Source organism: Kitasatospora sp. NPDC056138 (assembly GCF_042264695.1).
Classification (GTDB): Bacteria; Actinomycetota; Actinomycetes; order Streptomycetales; family Streptomycetaceae; genus Kitasatospora.
In genome coordinates, this window is the sequence record NZ_JBHJVK010000028.1 from 1 (window position 1) to 21,079 (window position 21,079).

1 protein-coding gene is annotated in these 21,079 nt (G+C 74.2%); it reads right to left on the bottom strand.

Annotated elements, in window-relative coordinates; translation table 11 throughout:
• Positions 1–20,999, bottom strand: a 20,999-nt coding sequence (locus tag ACFC1R_RS18850; RefSeq protein WP_375939898.1) for a non-ribosomal peptide synthase/polyketide synthase, incomplete at its 3' end; no start/stop codon positions are given.
• Positions 21,000–21,079: the final 80 nt, after the last annotated feature.

Sequence of the window (21,079 nt, forward strand, 5' to 3'; positions counted from 1 at the left end):
GCGTCGCCGAGCAGGTCGCGCTGCCACCGGGAGTAGTCGGCGTACTGCACCGGCAGCGGGGACCACTGCGGCTCCTCGCCCCGGCAGCGGGCCGCGTAGGCCGCGGCCAGGTCGCCGGCGAGCGGGCCCATCGACCAGCCGTCGGCGGCGATGTGGTGCACCACGACCAGCAGCGCGTGCCGGTCCGGGGCCATCGCGTACAGCTCCGCCCGGACCGGCGGCTCCGCCGCCAGGTCGAAGCCGCGCCGGGCCGTCTGCGCCAGCCGCTCGGTCAGTGAGCCCTCGTCGAGCTCGACCACCGGCAGCGCGGGGTGCGCCTGCGCGCCGCTCAGCACGACCTGGTACGGCACGCCGTCCGTCTCGCGGAAGACCGTCCGCAGGCTCTCGTGCCGGGCGACCACGTCCGCGAGCGCGGCGTGCAGGGCCGGGCGGTCCAGCTCGCCGGTCAGGCTCAGCGCGAGCGGCATGTTGTAGGTGGCGCTCGGCCCGTCCATCCGGTGCAGGAACCACAGGCGGCGCTGGGCGAAGGACAGCGGCACCCTCTCCCGGCCCTGACGGCCGGGAGGTGCCCCCATGGGGCGCGGCTGCGCGGTGAGCGCGGGCCGCGCCGTTCCGGAGCCGTCCAGGCGGGCCGCCAGGGCGGCCACGGTCGGGGTCTCGAACAGCGTCCGGACCTCCAGCTCCGCGCCGAGGGTCGCCCGGACCCTGGAGGCCAGGCGGGTCGCCAGCAGGGAGTGTCCGCCCAGGTCGAAGAAGCTGTCCTCGACCCCGACCTGCGCCAACCCGAGCACCTCGGCGAACAGCTCGGCGAGGAGCTGTTCCTGCGGGGTGCGGGGTGCCCTCCCGACATTGGCCGAGCCGAGGTCGGGAGCGGGCAGCGCGCGGCGGTCGAGCTTGCCGCTGGCCGTCAGCGGCAGCGCCTCCAGCGCCACGAACGCCGACGGGATCAGGTAGTCGGGGAGCCGTCCGCGCAGCCAGTCGCGGAGTTCACCGATGAGGGCGCCGGTGCCCCGGCTGCCGGTCGGGCGGTTGGTCAGCGACGAGAGCGCCCGGCCGGAGGTCCGGGTCGGCCGGTAGGGCTCGACCGGGGAGCCGTGGTGCGTCCGGGGGTCGGCGAAGACGACGTCCACGGCGTCGGCCTCGGTGGCCGACCAGGTGACGCCCACCCAGCGGTCGAACTCCCGCCCGAGGGCGTGGAAGTCCTCCGGGTCGGGAAGGTCGGCCTCCTCCGGGGCGTGCAGCCGCTCCACCAGCTCGGCGAGCGAGCCGTCCCCGTCCTGCACCGCCCGGGCCAGGGCGGCCTCGCGCAGCACGCGGCGGTTCGGCACGCCGGTGATCCGCAGCACGTCGGCGGGCGGTTCGGCGAGCAGCTCGCGCAGCTCTGCCGGCCCGGCGACCTGCCGTCCCCACTCCAGCTCGACGGACCGGCCCGGGGCCGCCGGGGCCACCGGCGGCTTGTGCAGCGTCACGTCGTAGCGGTAGCGGCTCAGTTCGTTGTGGTGGCTGCCGCGCTTGACCTCCACCAGGACCGCGCCGACCTCCGTGCCCTGCTCCCTCAGAGCGGTGAAGAAGTCCGGGTCGACCAGGAGCTCCTTCTCCACCCTCACGGCCTGCTCGACCGCCCGGCGCACGGCCGCGAGGTCGGCGCCGCCGGTCCGGTGCAGCTGGACGGCGGTGGCCAGCGGGCGCAGCAGGCGCAGGTTGCGGACGTCGCCGACGAAGAGCGCGCCGCCGGGGGCGAGCAGCCTCATCAGCCTTCCGATCACGTCCGCGAGGTAGTCGGCGGACGGGAAGTACTGCACCACCGAGTTGATCACGATGGTGTCGAACCGTCCGGCCGGCAGTCCTTCGGTGTCGTGTGCCGGGCGGGTCTGCAGCACCACGCGCCCGGCCAGGTCTTCCTGCCGGTCCACCTGCGCGGCCAGGGCGTCGATGGCGGTGGCGGAGAAGTCGGTCGCCCAGTAGGTCTCGCAGTGCGGTGCGATCTGGGAGAGGAGCAGGCCGGTGCCGACACCGACCTCCAGCACGCGGCGCGGGCGCAGCGCCAGGATGCGGGCCACGGTGGCGTCCCGCCACTCCCGCATCTGCTCGACGGGGATCGGGCTCGCGTCGTAACTGCTGTTCCAGCCGACGAAGTTCTGGCCGAAGGCGGCTTCCTCGGGAGCGATGGGCAGGGCGTCATAGATGTCCTGCCACTCGCCCACGTGGTCCGCTTCCAGGCCGCCGTCCCGGGCGGTGTCCTGGTGCGGGACGACGTAGCCGACGAGCCGGTCGTCCCGGGCGAGGACGGCGGCCCGGGCGACGGCGGGGTGCTCGGCCAGGGCGGCCTCGATCTCGCCGGGCTCGACCCGGAAGCCGCGGACCTTCACCTGGTCGTCGGCGCGGCCGACGTACTCCAGCCGGCCTCCCCCGGCGCCCCCAGCCATGGGGGTCCCCCCGGCCGGAGTCCCCCAGCCCAGCCAGCGCACCAGGTCGCCGGTGCGGTACATCCTGGCGCCCGAAGGACCGAACGGGCAGGCGACGAACCGCCCGGCGGTCAGGCCGGGCCGGTTCAGGTAGCCGCGGGCCAGACCGGCACCCGCGACGTACAGCTCACCCGGCACGCCCGGCGGGACCGGCCGCAGCTGCTCGTCCAGCACGTACACCCGGGCGTTGGCGATCGGCCGGCCGATCGGCGGCACGCCCGAGCCGGGCGACAGCGGGTCGCTCATCGTCGCGCACACCGTGGTCTCCGTCGGACCGTACGCGTTGATCATCCGCCGGCCCGGCGCCCAGCGCGCCACCAGCTCCGGCGGACACGCCTCGCCCGCCACCACCAGCGTCGACACGGTCGTCGCGCCCTCCGGCAGGGCCGCCAGGACGGACGGGGGCACGGTCACATGGGTGACCGCGAGGCCCGGGTCGGTCAGCGCGGCGACCGGATCCGCCGCCGGGGGCAGCACCAAGGCGGCGCCGCGCAGCAGGGCGGTGAAGATCTCCGACACCGAGGCGTCGAAGCTGGGCGAGGCGAACTGGAGCACCCGGCTGTCCGGCTCGATCGCGAACCGCTCGATCTGCCCGGCGACCAGACTCGCGACGCCGCCGTGAGCGACCACGACGCCCTTGGGCCAGCCGGTCGAACCCGAGGTGTAGATCACGTACGCCGGGTGCCGGACGTCGAGCGCGACCACGGGGTCGGTCTCCGGCCCATCGCCCTCGGCCACCATCGCCGGGTCGTCGACCATCAGCGCCGGACGGGCGTCCGCCAGCATGAAGTCGATCCGTGCCTGCGGGTACGCCGGATCCACCGGCAGGTACGCCGCCCCGGCCTTCAGCACACCCAGGACGACCACCACCGACTCCACCGACCGCGGCAGCGCCACCGCCACCAGCTGCTCCGGCCCCACCCCACGGGCGATCAGCGAGTGCGCGAACCGGTTCGCCCGCGCGTTCAACTCCCGGTACGTCAACTCGACCTCGCCACGGACGAGGGCGACCGCATCCGGCGTCGCCGCCACCTGGGCCGCGAACGCCTCCGGCACCGGGACGGCGCCCACCTCACGGGCGGTCGCGTTGCCCCGCTCCAGCAGGCGGTGCCGCTCGTCGGCGTCGAGGAGGTCGATCCGCCCGATCGGCTGCTCCGGGTCGGCGGTGACGGCCTCCAGGAGGAGCGTCCAGCGCCGGGCGAGGGCGTCGACCGTCGAGCGGTCGAACAGGTCGGTGGCGTACTCGACTGCACCGACGATCCCGGCCGGGCTCCCGTCCGGACCGAACTGCTCGACGAGGCTCACCCCGAGGTCGAACTTGGCGGTTCCGGTCGCGACCGCGTAGGTGGCCACCTCCAGCCCGGGCAGCGAGAACCGGCCCATCGGTGCGTTCTGCACGGCCAGGACGGTCTGGAACAGCGGGTGGTGGGACAGCGAGCGGGACGGGTTCAGCACCTCCACCAGGTGCTCGAACGGCACGTCCTGGTGCGCGTACGCCGACAGCGCCGTCTCCCGCACCCGCCCCAGCAACTCGGCGAAACCCGGATCACCACTGGTGTCCGTGCGCAGCACCAGCGTGTTCACGAAGAACCCGACCAGCTCGTCCAAGGCCTCGTCGGTACGCCCCGCGATCGGGCTGCCGATCGGGATGTCCGTGCCCGCGCCCAGCCGGGTGTACAGCGCGGCGAGCGCGGCCTGCAGCACCATGAACAGACTCGTCCCGGTGCTCCTCGCCAACTCCACCAGGGCGGCGTGCAGTTCGGAGTCGAGCTCCAGGCCGATGTGGTCCCCGTGCCGACCGGCGACGGCCGGCCGCGGCCGGTCGGCGGGCAACTGGACCAGCTCCGGCAGGTCGGACAGCTGCCGCTTCCAGTAGTCCAGCTGCTCGGCGAACCGGCTCTGCGGGTCTGCGGCGTCGCCGAGCAGGTCGCGCTGCCACAGGGTGTAGTCGGCGTACTGCACCGGAAGGTTCGACCAGCTCGGCCCCCGGCCCTCGCTCCGGGCGGCGTACGCCTCGGCGAGGTCCCGCGCCAGCGGGCCGGTGGACCAGCCGTCACCGGCGATGTGGTGCATCACCAGCAGCAGGACGTGCTCGTCCGGCTCGACAGCGAACAGCTCCGCCCGCAGCGGCGGCTCCGCCGCCAGGTCGAAGGGCCGCCGGGCGAACTCGGCGAGCCGGTCGTGCAGTTCGGCCTGCGAGACCTCGGTCAGCCTGGGCCGGGGCCGGGCCTCGGCCGGGTCCAGGACGCGCTGGCACGGGACGCCGTCCACCTCCGGGAACACCGTCCGCAGGCTCTCGTGCCGGGCCACCACGTCAGCCAGCGCCTGGTCCAGCGCGGACCGGTCCAGCGTCCCGGTCAGCTGCAGCGCCAGCGGGATGTGGTAGGTCGCCGCGGCGGCGTCCATGCGATGCAGGAACCAGAGCCGGCGCTGGGCGAAGGAGAGCGGCACCGCCTCAGGCCGCTCGTGGACGGTCAGCGCCGGACGAGCGTGGCCGGCCCCGGCCAGCGCCTCGGCCAGCCCCGCAACGGTGGGCGCCTGGAAGAGCGCGCGCAGCCCGAGCTCCACGCCGAGCACCGAGCGCACCCGCGCGGCCAGCCGGGTGGCGAGAAGGGAGTGTCCGCCGAGGTCGAAGAAGTCGTCGTCGACCCCGACCCGCGGCAGGCCCAGCACCTCGGCGAACAGCTCGCACAGGATCTGCTCCTGCGGCGTGCGCGGCGCCCGACCGGCCTCGGCCGAGCCGAGGTCGGGAGCGGGCAGCGCGAAGCGGTCCAGCTTGCCGTTGGGGGTCAGCGGCAGCACGTCCAGCACCACGAAGACGGCCGGCACCAGGTAGTCGGGCAGCCGGTCGCGCAGGTACGCCGCCAGCTCCGCCGGGCTCGGGGGTCCACCCGGCCCGAGGGGGCACCTCCCGGCCTCCCCCAGACTTCGTCCGGGGGGACCCCCGTGGCTGGGCGCACTGGGGGAGGCCGCGTCGGGACGGGCCGCGACATAGCCGATGAGCCGATCGTCCCGGGCCACGACGGCGGCCTGGGCAACCCCGGGGTGCCCGGCCAGCGCGGCCTCGACCTCACCGAGTTCGACGCGGTAACCGCGCACCTTCACCTGGTCGTCGGCGCGGCCGACGTACTCCAGCTCGCCTCCCCCGGCGCCCCCGGCCCGGCGGCGCACCACGTCACCGGTGCGGTACATCCTCCCCCCGCCTTCGGCCGGGGGTGCCCCCATGCCCGACGCACCGAACGGACAGGCGAGGAACCGGCCGGCGGTGAGCCCGGGCCGGTTCAGGTACCCGCGGGCCAGACCGGGGCCGGCGACGTACAACTCCCCTGCCACACCCGGCGGCACGATGCGAAGTCGCTCGTCGAGCACGTACGCCCGGAAGCCCGCGACCGGCCGGCCGATCGGCGGCACGCCCGAGCCGGGCGACAGCGGGTCGCTCATCGTCGCGCACACCGTCGTCTCGGTCGGACCATAGGCGTTGATCATCCGGCGCCCGGGCGCCCACCGGGCCACCAGCTCCGGCGCACACGCCTCACCGGCGACCACCAGGGTGGCGGCCGTGAGCTCGGCGTCGTCCAGCGCCGCCAGGGCCGAGGGCGGCAGCGTCACGTGGGTGACGTCGAGCCGACGGTCCGTCAGCGCTTCCAGTGGGGCCTCGGACGGGGCCAGGACGAGGGCGGCACCGGTCAGCAGGGCGCTGCAGAGGTCCCAGAACGACGCGTCGAAGCTGGGCGAGGCGAACTGGAGCACCCGGCTGCCCGGCGCCACGCCGAGCCGCTCGACCTGTGCCGCCACCAGGCCCGACACGCCGCTGTGGCTCACCACCACGCCCTTGGGCCGGCCGGTCGAGCCCGAGGTGTAGATCACGTACGCCGGGTGCCGGACGTCGAGCGCGACCACAGGGTCGGTCTCCGGCCAGTCCCCCTCGGCCACCATCGCCGGGTCGTCGACCACCACGGCCGGACGGGCGTCCGCCAGCATGAAGTCGATCCGTGCCTGCGGGTACGCCGGATCCACCGGCAGGTACGCCGCCCCGGCCTTCAGCACACCCAGGACGGCCACCACCGACTCCACCGACCGCGGCAGCGCCACCGCCACGACCCGCTCCGGGCCGACGCCCCGGGCGATCAGCGCATGCGCGAACCGGTTCGCCCGCGCACCAAGCTGACGGTACGTCAACTCTTCGTCGCCACGGACCAGCGCGACCGCGTCCGGAGTCGCCGCCACCCGCGCCGCGAACAGCTCCGGCAGGCTCACCTCGGCCGCCCCGTCCTCGACGGCGGGCAGCAGCTCGCAGCGCTCCTCGGCCGACAGCAGGTCGATTCCGCCGATCGGCTGGTCGGGCGCGGCGGCGACCGCGGCCAGCAGCCTGGTCCACCGGGCGACCAGGGCCTCGACCGTCGAGCGGTCGAACAGGTCGGTGCTGTACTCGACCGCACCGCTGAGCCCGGCCGGCGCGCCGTCGGGCCCGTGCTCCTCCGCGAACCCGAAGGTCAGGTCGAGCCGCGCGGTCCCGGTGAGCACGTTCACCCCGGAGACCTGGAGACCCGGCAGCTCGAAGTCACGACCCGGCGCGTTCTGCACGACCAGCCCGGTCTGGAACAGCGGGTGGTGGGACAGCGAGCGGGACGGGTTCAGCACCTCCACCAGGTGCTCGAACGGCACGTCCTGGTGCGCGTACGCCGACAGCGCCGTCTCCCGCACCCGCCCCAGCAACTCGGCGAAACCCGGATCACCGCTCGTGTCGGTGCGCAGCACCAGCGTGTTGATGAAGAACCCGACCAGGTCGTCCAGCGCCTCGTCGGTACGCCCCGCGATCGGGCTGCCGATCGCGATGTCCGTGCCCGCGCCCAGCCGGGTGTACAGCGCGGCGAGCGCGGCCTGCAGCACCATGAACAGACTCGCACCCGAGCGTCGCGCCAACTCCACCAGCGCCGTGTGCAGTTCGGCGTCGATCCGGAGTTCCAGCAGGTCGCCGCGGTACGACATGGCGGCCGGGCGCGGCCGGTCGGCGGGCAGCTGCAACTGCTCGGGCAGCCCGGCCAGCGCCTGTGTCCAGTAGGCGACCTGGCGGGCGAACACGCTGTCGGCGTCGTGCTCGTCGCCCAGGATCTCGTGCTGCCACAGGGTGTAGTCGCCGTACGTCACCGGCAGCGGCGGCCAGGCCGGCGCCCCGCCGCCCCGCCGGGCGGTGTAGGCGGTGGCCAGGTCGCGGGCCAGCGGACCCATGGACCAGCCGTCCCCGACGATGTGGTGCATGACCAGCAGCAGCACGTGCTCGTCCGGCGCGACCGCGAACAGCTCCGCCCGCAGCGGTACTTCCGAGGTCAGGTCGAAGCCACGCACCGCCGCCTCGCGCAGCAGGGCGGGCACCTCCGCCTCGCCGGCCGCGCGTACGGCCAGCGGGACGGCGACCTCGACGGTGTCCAGCACCCGCTGGTACGGCACTCCGGCGGTGTGCGGGAAGACCGTGCGCAGGGTCTCGTGCCGGGCCACCACGTCCGCGAGCGCGGCGCTCAGCGCGGCCCGGTCGAGGTCACCGGACAGCCGCAGCGCCAGCGGCATGTGGTAGGTGGCGCTCGGCGCCCCGAACTGCTGGAGGAACCAGAGCCGGCGCTGGGCGAACGACAGCGGCATCGGCTCGCGGCGGGGCCGGGGTACCAGGGCCTGCCGCGCGGCGCCGGCGTCGTGCAGACCGGCCGCCAGCCCGGCGGGTGTCGGGGTCCGGAACAGGCTGCGCAGCTCCAGTTCGACCCCGAGGGTCGCCCGGACCCGCGAGACCAGCCGGGTGGCGAGCAGGGAATGCCCGCCGAGGTCGAAGAAGTCGTCGTCGACTCCGACCCGAGGCCGGCTCAGCACCTCGGCGAACAGCTCGCACAGGATCTGTTCCTGCGGCGTGCGCGGCGCACGGCCGCTCCCGGCGGGACCGGTATCGGGCGCGGGCAGCGCCGCCCGGTCCAGCTTCCCGTTCGGCGTCAGTGGCAGCGCGTCCAGCAGCACGAACGCGGACGGCACCAGGTAGTCCGGCACCCGGTCGCGCAGGTACGCCGTCAGCGCCGCCGCGCTCGCCCCGCTCCCGGCCAGGGGGACGACGTACGCGACGATCCGGTCCTCCCGGGCGAGCACCGCGACCTGGGCGACGCCCGGGTGCGCGGTCAGCTCGGCCTCGATCTCGCCCGGCTCGACCCGGAACCCGCGCACCTTCACCTGGTGGTCGACCCGGCCGGCGAACTCCAGCTCGCGGTCGGCGCGCCAGCGGACCAGGTCGCCGGTGCGGTACATCCGGGCGCCCGCCGGACCGTACGGGTCGGCGACGAAGCGCCCGGCGGTGAGCCCGGGCCGGTCCAGGTAGCCGCGGGCCAGGCCCGTCCCGGCGAGGTACAGCTCACCCAGCACACCGGGGGCGACCGGTCGCAGCGCCGGATCCAGCACGTACACCTGGCAGTTGGCGATCGGACGGCCGATCGGCACGGGCAGCGGGCAGTCGGCCGGGTCGGCCGGCAGCGGGTAGGCGGTGATCACATGGGTCTCGGCGGGGCCGTAGTGGTTGTGCAGCACCCGGCCCGGCCGGCGGGCCTGGAAGCGGCGCACGGCACCGCCGAGGCGCATCGCCTCGCCGGCCTGGGCGACCAGCCGCAGGTGCGGCAGTTCCAGCCCGGCCTCCTCGGCGGCCTCGGCCAGCGCCTCGACCACCAGGTTCGGTGCGAACAACTCCTCCACCCGGTGCCGGTCCAGCCAGTGCGCGAACAGCTCGGCGCTGCGCCGCTGGTCCTCGGTCGGCACCACCAGGGTCTTGCCGTACAGCAGCGCGGAGAGCACCTCCTGCACCGAGACGTCGAAGCTGATCGCGGTGAACTGCGCGACCCGCGTGCCGGGTTCGCCGCCGACGGCCTCGTGGTGCCACTCCAGCAGGTTCAGCAGTCCGGCGGCGGGCATCACCACGGCCTTCGGCCGTCCGGTGGAGCCTGAGGTGTAGATGACGTAGGCCGGGTGCCGGGCGTCCACGGGGACGGCCGGATCGTGCTCCGGCTGCTCGTCGGCCGGTGTGACGGCCGCGAGGTCGTCGAGCACCACGGCCGGGCGCGCGTCCTCCAGCATGTACGCGATGCGGGCGGCCGGGTAGTCCGGGTCGACCGGCAGGTACGCCGCGCCCGTCTTGAGCACCGCGAGGACGGCGACCACCAGCTCGGCCGAGCGCGGCAGCCGCAGGGCTACGACCTGCTCCGGGCCCACGCCGCGCGCGATCAGCGCGTGGGCCAGGCGGTTGGCCCGGCGGTTCAGCTCGCGGTAGGTCAGCACGGTGTCCTCGAACACCACGGCCTGGGCCTTGGGGGTCGCCCGGACCCGCGCCTCGAACAGCGCGGGCAGATCAGCCGTGGGGACCGGACGGGCGGTGTCGTTGCAGGCGACCAGCAGCTCGTGCCGCTCCTCGGCGGTGAGGACGTCGATCCGGCTCAGCGGCCGGTCCGGCTCGGCGACCACAGCCGCCAGCAACCGCAACCACCGGGCGACCAGCGTCTCCACCGTCGAGTGGTCGAACAGGTCGGTGCTGTACTCGACCCGCCCGACGATGCCCTCGGCCGGCCCGCCGGTGCCGCCGCGCTCCAGCAGGTGGAAGCCGAGGTCGAACATCGCGGTGGGCGTGCGCACCAGGAGGATCTCGGAGCCCAGACCGTCCAGCGCGAACTCGGTGCGGGGCACGTTCTGCAGCGCGAGCAGCACCTGGAACAGCGGCTGACGGGCCAGCGACCGGGCCGGGTTGAGGGCCTCGACGACGTGCTCGAACGGCAGGTCCTGGTGGGCGTAGGCTGCCAGCGCGCCCTCCCGGACCCGGGCCAGCAGCTCCGCGAAGGTCGGGTCGCCCGAGGTGTCGGTGCGCAGCACCAGGGTGTTGACGAAGAACCCGACGAGGTCGTCCAGCGCCTGGTCCGTCCGGCCGGCGATCAGGCTGCCGACCGGGATGTCCGTGCCCGCGCCGAGCTTGTCCAGCAGCGATGCCAGGGCGGCCTGCAGCACCATGTACACGCTGGCGCCGCGCTCCCGGCCCAGCCGGACCAGGCCGGCGTGCAGTTCGGGGTCCAGTTCGACCTCGAGGTGCCCGCCGGCGTAGGAGGGGGTCGCGGGGCGGTGGCGGTCCGCAGGGAGCCGGAGCTGCTCCGGAAGGTCGGCCAGCGTCCGCGTCCAGTGGGCCGTCTGGCGGGCGAACAGGCTGTCCGGATCGGCCGCGTCGCCGAGCAGCCGGTTCTGCCACAGGGTGTAGTCGGCGTACTGCACGGGCAGCGGCGCCCACTGCGGCTCCTCGCCGCGGCGGCGTGCCGCGTACGCGGTGGCCAGGTCGGCGGACAACGGGCCCAGCGACCAACCGTCACCGGCGATGTGGTGCATCACCACCAGCAGCACGTGCTCGTCCGGCGCCGCCTCGAACAGCTCCGCGCGCAGCGGTGGTTCGGTCGCGAGGTCGAATCCGCGCACCGCCGCTGCCGTCAGCAGCTCCGACAGGTCCGCCTCAGCGATCCGGGTGACGGCCAGCCGAGGTGGGGCCGTTCCGGCGTCCAGCACCTCCTGACGGGGAACCCCGTCGACCTGGGGGTAGATCGTGCGCAGGCTCTCGTGCCGGGCAACGAGGTCGCCGAGCGCCGCCTGCAGGGCGGTCCGGTCGAGTTCACCGGTCAGCCGCCACGCCAGCGGCATGTTGTAGACCGAGCCGGCGTCCTCCAACTGGTGCAGGAACCACAGCCGTCGCTGCGCGAAGGACAGCGGGACCGTCCCCCGGGGCCCCCAGCCATGGGGGTACCCCCGGCCGAAGGCTTGGGGAGGCTTGGAGGTGCCCCCATCGGCCGGGGGTGCCCCCATCGGCCACTCCGCAGGGCGCAGCGCGAGCCTCGCCCGGCCGGCTCCGCCGAGCCCGGCGGCCAGCCCGGCCACCGTCGGCGTCTCGAAGAGGGCGCGCAGCTCCAGTTCCACCCCGAGCGTGACACGCGCCCGGGCGACCAGCCGGGTGGCGAGCAGGGAGTGCCCGCCGAGGTCGAAGAAGTCGTCGTCGGCCCGGACCTCGGCCACGCCCAGCACCTCGGCGAACAGTTCCGCGAGAACCTGCTCCTGCGGGGTGCGCGGGGCCCTGCCGGCCCGCGGCGCGGTGTGGACGGGTGCGGGCAGCGCGCGCCGGTCCAGCTTGCCGGTGGCTGTCAGCGGCAGGCTCTCCAGGGACACGAAGGCGGCCGGAACCATGTAGTCCGGCAGCCGCTCGCGCAGGTGTGCCCGCAGCTCGTCCGGCTGGAGTTCCGCCCCGGCGACGGCAACGGGATAGGCGACCAGCCGCGCGTCCCCCACCCGGTCCTCCCGGACGGTCACCGCGACCTGGGCGACCTGCGGGTGTTCCGCCAACGCCGCCTCGATCTCGCCGAGTTCGATGCGGAAGCCGCGCACCTTGACCTGGTCGTCGGTCCGGCCGAGGAACTCCAGGTTGCCGGACGCGTCCCAGCGCACCAGGTCGCCGGTGCGGTACATACGCGTGCCGCTCGGACCGAACGGGTCCGCCACGAACCGTCCCGCGGTAAGCCCCGGCTGATTCAGGTAGCCGCGGCCCAGACCCGCTCCGGCGAGGTACAGCTCACCCGCCACGCCCGCGGGCACCGGCTGCAGCGTGCTGTCGAGGACGTACAGCCGGATGCCCCCGAGCGGCCGGCCGATCACCGGGCGCGGACTCGATTCCAGCGGTGCGACGACGGCGTCCACCGTGCATTCGGACGGCCCGTAGTAGTTCAGGCAGGACACTCCCTCGACGGCCCGCAACCGCTCCCACAGCTGGTCCGGAACGGCCTCCCCGCCCATCGAGACCACCGAGGGACGGCGCCCCGGGTCGTCCAGGAGCCCTCGTGCGACGAGCACTTGCAGATAGGACGGGGTGGCGTTGACGTAGTCCAGCCCGGCGCGCGCGACGTAGTCGACGAAGGCGTCCGGGTCGGACCAGGTCGCCTCGTCCAGGACGTGCAGTTCGTGGCCCGCGTACAGGCTGGACAGCTGGTCGCAGGAGGCGTCGAACGACACCGAGGTCGTCAGCCCGATCCGCAGCCGCTGCTTCGTCCGCCGGGGGAACAGCAGCGGACGCTGGCTGACGAACAGGTTGAGCAGGCCGCCGTGGGTCGACACCACGCCCTTGGGCCTGCCGGTGGAGCCGGAGGTGTAGATCACGTAAGCCGGGTGCCTCGGGTCGATGGCGACCAGGGGGTCCGTCTCCGGACAGTCGGCCACCAGGGCGGCCGTCGCCGGGTCGTCGAGCACCAGCCACCCGGCCGGACCGGCCTCCGGCAGTCGGCCCCGGGTCCGGGCATCGGTCACCACCAGGACCGGGCCGGCGTCGTCCAGCATGTGCCCGATCCGCGCGGCCGGGTACTCGGGATCGACCGGGACGTAGGCCGCCCCGGCCCGCAGCACCGCGAGGATCGCCACCACCAGCTCGGCCGACCTCGGCAGGGCCACCGCCACCAGCCGTTCCGGCCCCGCGCCCCGCGCGATCAGGGCGTGTGCCAGCCGGTTCGCCCGCGCGTCCAACTCCTTGTACGTCAGCGAGACGTCCCCGCACACCAGCGCCACCAGGTCCGGCGTCGCCCGCACCTGCGCCCGGAACAGCTCCGGCACGCTCACGGCCGGAAGCTCCACCTCCGGTCCGGTGCCCAGTGCCTCCAGGTCGCCGTGCTCCTCGGCGGAAAGCACGCCGACCCGGCTGAGCCGCCGCTGCGGGTCGGCGACCACGGCGCGGAGCAGTCGCTCCCAGCGCCTGAAGATCGTCTCGACGGTGGCCGGATCGTAGAGGTCGCCGGCGTACTCGATGAGCCCGTCGATCCCCTCCGGGGTGGGGGCACCTCCCGAGCCGTCAGACCCAGGGGGACCGTCCTGCGCCTGCCGCTCGGACATGGTGAAGATCAGGTCGAGCTTGGCGGTGGTCGTCGTCAGCGGCATGTCGTCGACGTGCAGCCCGGGCGGCGCGAAGTCGGCACGGGGTGCGTTCTGCAGCACCAGCATGACCTGGAACAGCGGGTGGTGCGCCAGCGAGCGCACCGGGTTGAGGGCTTCGACCAGGTGCTCGAACGGCAGGTCCTGATGGGCGTACCCGGCCAGCGAGGTGTCCCGGACCCGGTCCAGTAGCTCGGCGAAGGTCGGATCGCCCGAGGTGTCGGTGCGGAAGACCAGGGTGTTGACGAAGTAGCCGACCAGCTCGTCCAGTGCCTGGTCGGTCCGACCGGCGACCGGGCTGCCGACCGGGATGTCGTCGCCCGCGCCGAGCTTGCTCAGCAGCGCCGCCAGCCCGGCCTGGAGGACCATGAACAGGCTGGTGCCGTGCTCCCGGGCGAGCTCGCGCAGACCGCGGTGCAGTTCGGCGTCCAGTCCGGCGCGCACAAAGCCGCCCCGGTGCGAGGCGGCCGCCGGGCGGGGCCGGTCGGCGGGCAGCTGGATCCGCTCCGGGAGACCGGCCAACTGCCGCGTCCAATAGGCCGCCTGGCGGGCGAACGGACTGTCCGGGTCGGTGGATTCGCCGAGCAGCTCCTGCTGCCACAGGGTGTAGTCGGCGTAGTGGACCGGCAGCTCCTCCCACCGCGGCTCCTCGCCGCGGCGGCGCGCCGCGTAGGCGGCGGTCAGGTCCTGCGCGAGCGGGCCCAGCGACCAGCCGTCACCCGCGATGTGGTGGAGCACCACCTGGAGCACGTGTTCGTCCGGCGCCAGCTCGAACAGGTCGACCCGCAGCGGCGCATCGCCCGCCAGGTCGAACGGCCGGTCCTTCGCCGCCGCCATCAGGGCGGACAGCTCGGCCTCGGTGGTCCGGCTCACGAGCAGCCGCGGGCGGCCCGCCACGACGTCCAGCACCTGCTGGTACGGGACGCCGTCGACGGCCGGGAAGACGGTCCGCAGGCTCTCGTGCCGCCCGACCACGTCCGCGAGGGCGGCCTCCAGGGCCCTCCGGTCCAGGTCCCCGGACAGCCGCCAGGCCAGGGAGATGTGGTAGTTCGCGCTGGCGCCCTCCAGCTGGTGCAGGAACCACAGCCGTCGCTGCGCGAACGACAGCGGGATCACCTCGGGGCGCTCGCGCCGTACCAGGGCGGTCTGCGCCGGTCCGGCCGCCACCAGGGCGGCGGCCAGGCCGGCCGGGGTCGGCGCCTCGAACAGGGTGCGCAGCGGCATCTCCACGCCGAGCGTCGCGCGGATCCGGGCGGCCAGGCGGGTGGCGAGCAGGGAATGCCCGCCCAGGTCGAAGAAGCCGTCCTCGACGCCGGCCGACGCCACACCCAGGACCTCGGCGAACAGCTCGCAGAGGACCTGCTCCTGCGGGGTGCGCGGCGCGCGGCTTGGGGGTCCCCCCGGCCGGACCGGGGCGAGGTCGGGGGCGGGCAGGGCCCGGTGGTCCAGCTTGCCGTTGGCGGTCAGCGGCAACGCGTCCAGCACGACGAACGCCGACGGCACCATGTGCTCCGGCAGCCGCTCGCTCAGGTGCCCACGCAACCCGGCCGCGCGCGGCGCGGCACCCGGGGCCGGCACCAGGTACGCGACCAGCCGGGTGTCGTCGGCCCGGTCCTGCCGCGCCAGGACGGCGACTTGGGCGACGTCGGGGTGCACGGCCAGCGTCGCCTCGATCTCGCCGAGTTCGACCCGGAAGCCGCGCACCTTCACCTGCTGGTCGGCCCGGCCGACGTAGCGCAGGCTCCCTCCCCCAGCGCCCCCAGCCATGGGGGTCCCCCCGGCCGAAGTCCCCCAGCCTTCGGCCGGGGGTGCCCCCACGGGGAGGCCGGGAGGTGCCCCCACCGGCCGGGCGGACCCCCCTGCGGCTCGGCGCACCACGTCGCCGCTGCGGTACATCCGGGATCCCGGCGGTCCGAACGGGTCCGCCACGAACCGTCCGGCGGTCAGGCCGGGCCGGTCCAGGTAGCCGCGTGCCAGGCCGGCGCCCGCGACGTACAGTTCGCCGGGCACCCCCGGCGCGACCGGTCGCAGGCCGTCGTCGAGCACGTACGCGCGCAGGTCCTGGAGGGCCGTGCCGATCTGGCCGGCGGCGGTGCCGGACCGGTCGAGCGCGGCGTACGTGACGTGCACCGTGGTCTCGGTGATGCCGTACATGTTGACCAGCCGCGGCGCGTCGTCCGGGTGCCGCTCGTACCAGCTCGCGAGCCGGGCGGGCTCCAGCGCCTCACCTCCGAACACGACGGTCCGCAGGGCGAGTTCACGCGGCTGCTCGGCGTCCGCCTGCATCAGCTGGTAGAAGGCGGACGGCGTCTGGTTGAGCACCGTCACCCGCTCGCGGGCGAGGAGTTCCAGGAACCGGCCGGGCGAGCGGCTGGTCTCGTGGTCCACGACCACCAGGCGGCCGCCGTGCAGCAGCGCGCCCCACAGCTCCCACACCGAGAAGTCGAAGGCGTAGGAGTGGAAGAGGGTCCAGACGTCGTCGGCGGTGAAGCCGAACAGGTCCTCCGTCGTCCGGAACAGGCGCACCACGTTGCGGTGCGGGACCACCACGCCCTTGGGGTTGCCGGTGGAGCCGGAGGTGTGGATGACGTAGGCGGCGTGGCCGGGATCGACGGTGGCCCCCGGGTCCGTGTCCGGCAGCCCGTCCAGGTCGGCGGAGTCCAGCAGCAGCCGGTCCAGGTGGTCCGCCGCCGGAAGCCCGCCGATCCGGCTCGTCGTCACGAGCAGCGCGGGCCGGGTGTCCTGGAGCAGGTAGGCGATCCGGGCGGCCGGGTACGCCGGGTCGACCGGCACGTAGGCGCCGCCGGCCTTGAGCACCGCGAGGACGGCCACGACCAGCTCCGCCGTGCGCGGCAGGGCCAGTGCCACCAGCTGCTCCGGGCCGACCCCGCGGGCGATCAGTGCGCGCGCCAGGCGGTTCGCCCGGCCGTTCAACTCTCCGTACGTCAGGGTGACTTCGCCGTCCGTGAGGGCGAGTGCGGCCGGGTCGGCCCGCACCTGCCGCTCGAAAAGCTCGGCCAGGCTGCTCTCCGGCAGTTCCGCGCTCCGGCCGGCGTCGGCCGGCAGCAGCGCGCGGAGCTCGTCGGCGGACAGCACGTCCACCTGGCCGATCCGTCGGCCGGGGTCGGCGACGACGGCGCGCAGCAGCCGCAGCCACCGGTCGACGATCCCCGCCACGGTGGCCTCGTCGAACAGATCGGTGCTGTACTCCACCAGGACCGACAGCCCGTCCGCGCCGGGCTGTTCGGTCACCATGAAGGTCAGGTCGCACTTGGCCGTCCCGGTGGAGACCAGGTCGGTCGTCACCCGCAGGCCTGGCAGGTCGAGGGCGCCGAGCGGCGCGTTCTGCAGGGCGAGCATGGTCTGGAACAGCGGGTGGTGCGCCAGCGACCGGGTCGGGTTCAACGCCTCCACCAGGTGCTCGAACGGCACGTCCTGGTGCGCGTAGGCGGCCAGCGCGTCGCCGCGTACCCGGCCCAGCAGTTCGGTGAACGACGGGTCGCCGGACAGGTCGGTGCGCAGCACCAGGGTGTTGACGAAGAAGCCGACCAGGTCGTCCAGGGCCTCGTCGGTGCGGCCGGCGATCGGCGTGCCGATCGGGACGTCGCTGCCCGCGCCGAGCTTGCCCAGCAGGGCGGCCAGGCCGGCCTGCAGCACCATGAACAGGCTGGCGCCGCCGTCCCGGGCGAGCGCGCGCAGGCCCTGGTGCAGCTCGGCGTCGATCCGCACCGGCAGGTGGGCGCCCCGGTAGGACATCGCGGCCGGCCGGGGCCGGTCGAAGGGCAGCTCGACCTGCTCGGGCAGGTCCGCCAGCTGCTCCTTCCAGTAGGCGAGTTGGCCGTTCAGCAGGCTGTCCGGGTCCGCACCGTCGCCCAACAGCTCCTGCTGCCAGAGGGCGTAGTCGGCGTACTGGACGGGCAGCGGCGACCACTCCGGCTTCGCCCCCTCGGCACGGGCCGCGTAGGCGGTCCTCAGGTCCCGCAGGAGCGGCCCCGCCGACCAGCCGTCACCGGCGATGTGGTGCACCACCAGCAGCAACACGTGCTCCTCGGTGCCGAGCCGGAACAGCTCGGCGTGCAGCGGCGGCTCCGCGGAGAGCTCGAAGCCGTGCCGGGCCGCCTCCGCCACAAGATCCGGCAGGTCGCGCTCGCCGGCCTCGGTCATCCGCAGCAGCGGCCGTGCCTCGTCGGGGTCCAGCACCCGCTGGCACGGCACGCCGTCGACCACCGGAAAAACGGTACGCAGGCTCTCGTGCCGCTCGACCACGTCCGCCAGGGCGGCGTCCAGGGCCCGCTGGTCCAGGTTGCCGGACAGCCGCAGGGTCAGCGGGATGTTGTACGTGGCGCTCGGGCCCTCCATGCGGTGCAGGAACCACAGCCGACGCTGCGCGAAGGACAGCGGGACCGGCTCGGGCCGCTCGCGCCGCTCCAGCGCCGGGCGCGCCCGGTCCGCGACGTCCACCGCCGCCGCCAGTTCCGCCACCGTCGGCGCGTCGAACAGGTCGCTCAGCCTCAGTTCCACGCCGAGCGCCGACCGCGCCCGCGAGACCAGTCGGGTGGCCAGCAGCGAGTGCCCGCCGAGGTCGAAGAAGCTGTCGTCCGCGCCGACCGCCGGCACACCGAGCACCTCGGCGAACAGGCCGGCGAGCAGGTGCTCGGTCGCGGTGCGCGGGGCGCGGCCCGGGGCGGCGGCGATCTGCTCGGGCGCCGGGAGGGCCCGGCGGTCGAGCTTCCGGTTCGGTGTCAGCGGCAGCGCGTCCAGCGTCACGAACGCGGCCGGCACCATGTACTCCGGCAGCCGTTCGCGCAGGTGCTCGCGCAGCGCGGCCGCGGCCACCTCGGCACCGGATGCCGGCACGACGTAGGCGACCAGCCGGGTGCCCTCTTCGGCCCGCGCCAGAACGGCGGCCTGTGCGACCTGCGGGTGTTCGACGAGCACGGCCTCGATCTCGCCGAGTTCGATCCGGAATCCCCGGATCTTGACCTGGTCGTCGGTACGGCCGAGGAACTCCAGGTTCCCGTCCGCGTCCCACCGCACCAGGTCACCGGTGCGGTACATGCGGGAGCCGGCCGGCCCGAACGGGTCGGCCGTGAAACGCGCGGCGGTCAGACCCGGCCGGTTCAGGTAGCCCCGCGCCAGGCCCTCGCCGGCGATGTACAGCTCGCCCACCGCACCCGTCGGCATCGGTCGCAACGCGCCGTCCAGCACGTACAGCCGGGCGCCCGAGACCGGGCGGCCGATCACCGGGCGCCGACTCGACCCCAGCGGTGCGACGACCGAGTTGACCGTGCACTCGGACGGCCCGTAGAAGTTCAGGCAGGACACCTCGTCGGCCTCACGGAGTTGCTCCCACAGCCGCTCCGGAACGGCCTCCCCACCGGCTGCGACCACCGCCGGACGCCACTGCGGATCGTCCAGCAGTCCCCGTGCGACGAGGACTTGGAGGTAGGACGGGGTGGCCTCGATGAAGTCGAGGCCACGGCTCCGGGCGTAGTCGACGAAGGCGTCCGGGTCGGTCCAGGTCGCGTGGTCCAGGACGTGCAGTTCGTGGCCGGCGAACAGGGCCAGCAGTTGGTTCCAGGATGCGTCGAACGACACCGACGTGGTCAGCGCCACCCGCAGTCGTTGCCGTTCCTTCAGCAGTGGCGGGAACATCGTCCGCTGGTGGTCGGCGAACAGGTTGAGCAGCCCACCGTACGTCGGCACCACGCCCTTGGGTCGCCCGGTCGAGCCGGAGGTGTAGATGACGTAGGCCGGGTGCTCCGGATCGACGGCCACCTCCGGATCCGCTGCCGGGCAACCCGCGACCAGCGCGGCCGTCCCCGGGTCGTCGACCACCAGCCGCTCGGCGGCACCGGGCTCCGGCAGCCGGTCCCGGGTGCGGGAGTCGGTCACCACCAGGACCGGCCGGGCGTCGTCGAGCAGGTACCCGATCCGGGCGGCGGGGTACTCCGGATCGACCGGGACGTACGCCGCCCCCGTCTTGACCACTGCGAGGATCGCGACCACCAGCTCGGCCGAGCGCGGCAGGGCCACCGCCACCAGCCGCTCCGGCCCCACCCCGCGGGCGATCAGGGCGTGCGCCAGCCGGTTCGCCCGAGCGTCCAACTCCGCGTACGTCAGGGACGCGTCCGGCCCCACCACCGCGACAGCGTCCGGAGTCGCCCGCACCTGTGCCCGGAACACCTCCGGCAAGCTGCCGGCGGAGCCCTCGGCCGCCGGGCCGGCGCCCAGCTCCAGCAGTTCCCGCTCCTCGTCCGCGGCGATCAGTCCGATCCGGCCGACCGGCTCCTGCGGAGCGCAGTTCGCGACGGTGTCCAGCAGCGCGAGCAGACGCCTTTGGTGGACGGCGAGTTCGTCGTTGTTCCAGGTCTGGGGCGCACCCTTGAGTTCGACCCGGAGTTCGTCGTCTCCCCGCCGGCCCGTGATCCAGAGTGACAGCCCGGTGGTCGGCTCCGGGAACAGGTAGTGCAACGTCGCAGGGTGCCCGGCGAAGCTCGGCGCGGAGTCGAAGGCCATGATGTTGACGACGAGCGGGAACGCCGCCCCGGTGGCACCCGGGACCCCGAGGTCTCGGAACAGTTCTTCACTGCGGTAGCACTGGTGCGCGAGGGCCGCATCGGCCTCCCGTGCCGCCTCTGCGACCAGATCGTGCCACCGCGTGTCCGGTCGCACCGACAGACGGAGGGGCACCACGTTCGCCACCGTGCCGGGCGCCGACATCAGCGCGCGTCCGGCTCCCTCGCGCCCGGTGACGGGAAGGCCGATCAGCACGTCCCGGTCCCCGGTGAGCCGGTGGGTGTAGAGGGCCACCGCTGCGATCAGCGGCCGGGACCAGTGGCCTTCCGTCTCCTGTGCCGCCGATCGCAGCGCTTCCACGCGGAGCACCGCCGGTTCCACCGCGGGATGCGGGCCGTTCCCGCTCTGCGGAGCCCGACCGGTGAGCCGGGTCGGATCCGGCCGGTCGGCGAGAAGCTCCGTCCAGTACGACCGGTCGGAGGCGAACTGCTCCGAGGCGCGGTAGTCGGCGTCGCTGCGGATCAGGACGTCCAGGGAACGGAACGACGACGGCGGGACCGGTCCGCCTGCGGCCAGCGCGGTGTACACCCGCGTGATCCGCCGCCGGACGAGGGAGAGGCCGAATCCATCCATCACCAGGTGGTGGTAGTTCTGGTACAGGATGTGGTGCGTCGGCGAGAGGTCGATCAGCGCGAAGCTGAAGAGCGGGTCACGGGTGAGGTCCAGCGGGCGCACCCGGTCCCGGGCCATCCATGCCAGGGCCGCCGCCCTGGGGTCGGGCTCCGAGCCGAGGTCGAGCCGGGTCGGTGTCCAGTCCCATTCCGCACGAACGATCTGACGTGGGTCCTGCCCGTCGTGGCCGAACGTCACGTGCAGCACGTCGATCTCGTCGACGACCCGGCGCAACGCGGTCTCGACGATCTCCGCGTCGACCGGTCCGTGGATCTCCAGGTAATCGCCGATGCGGTAGGCGTCGAGTGCTGTCCGCGCGTGCTGCTCGGCGAGCCAGATCTCGCGCTGTGCCGCAGTCAGGGGAAGGACGTCGCCGTCGCGACGGGACATGGGGGTACCTCCAGAAGTGTGGGCGGGCGTGCGCGCAGGGCACGCCGGGCCCCGCCGGCCGCGGTGACGTCACGCGGTCG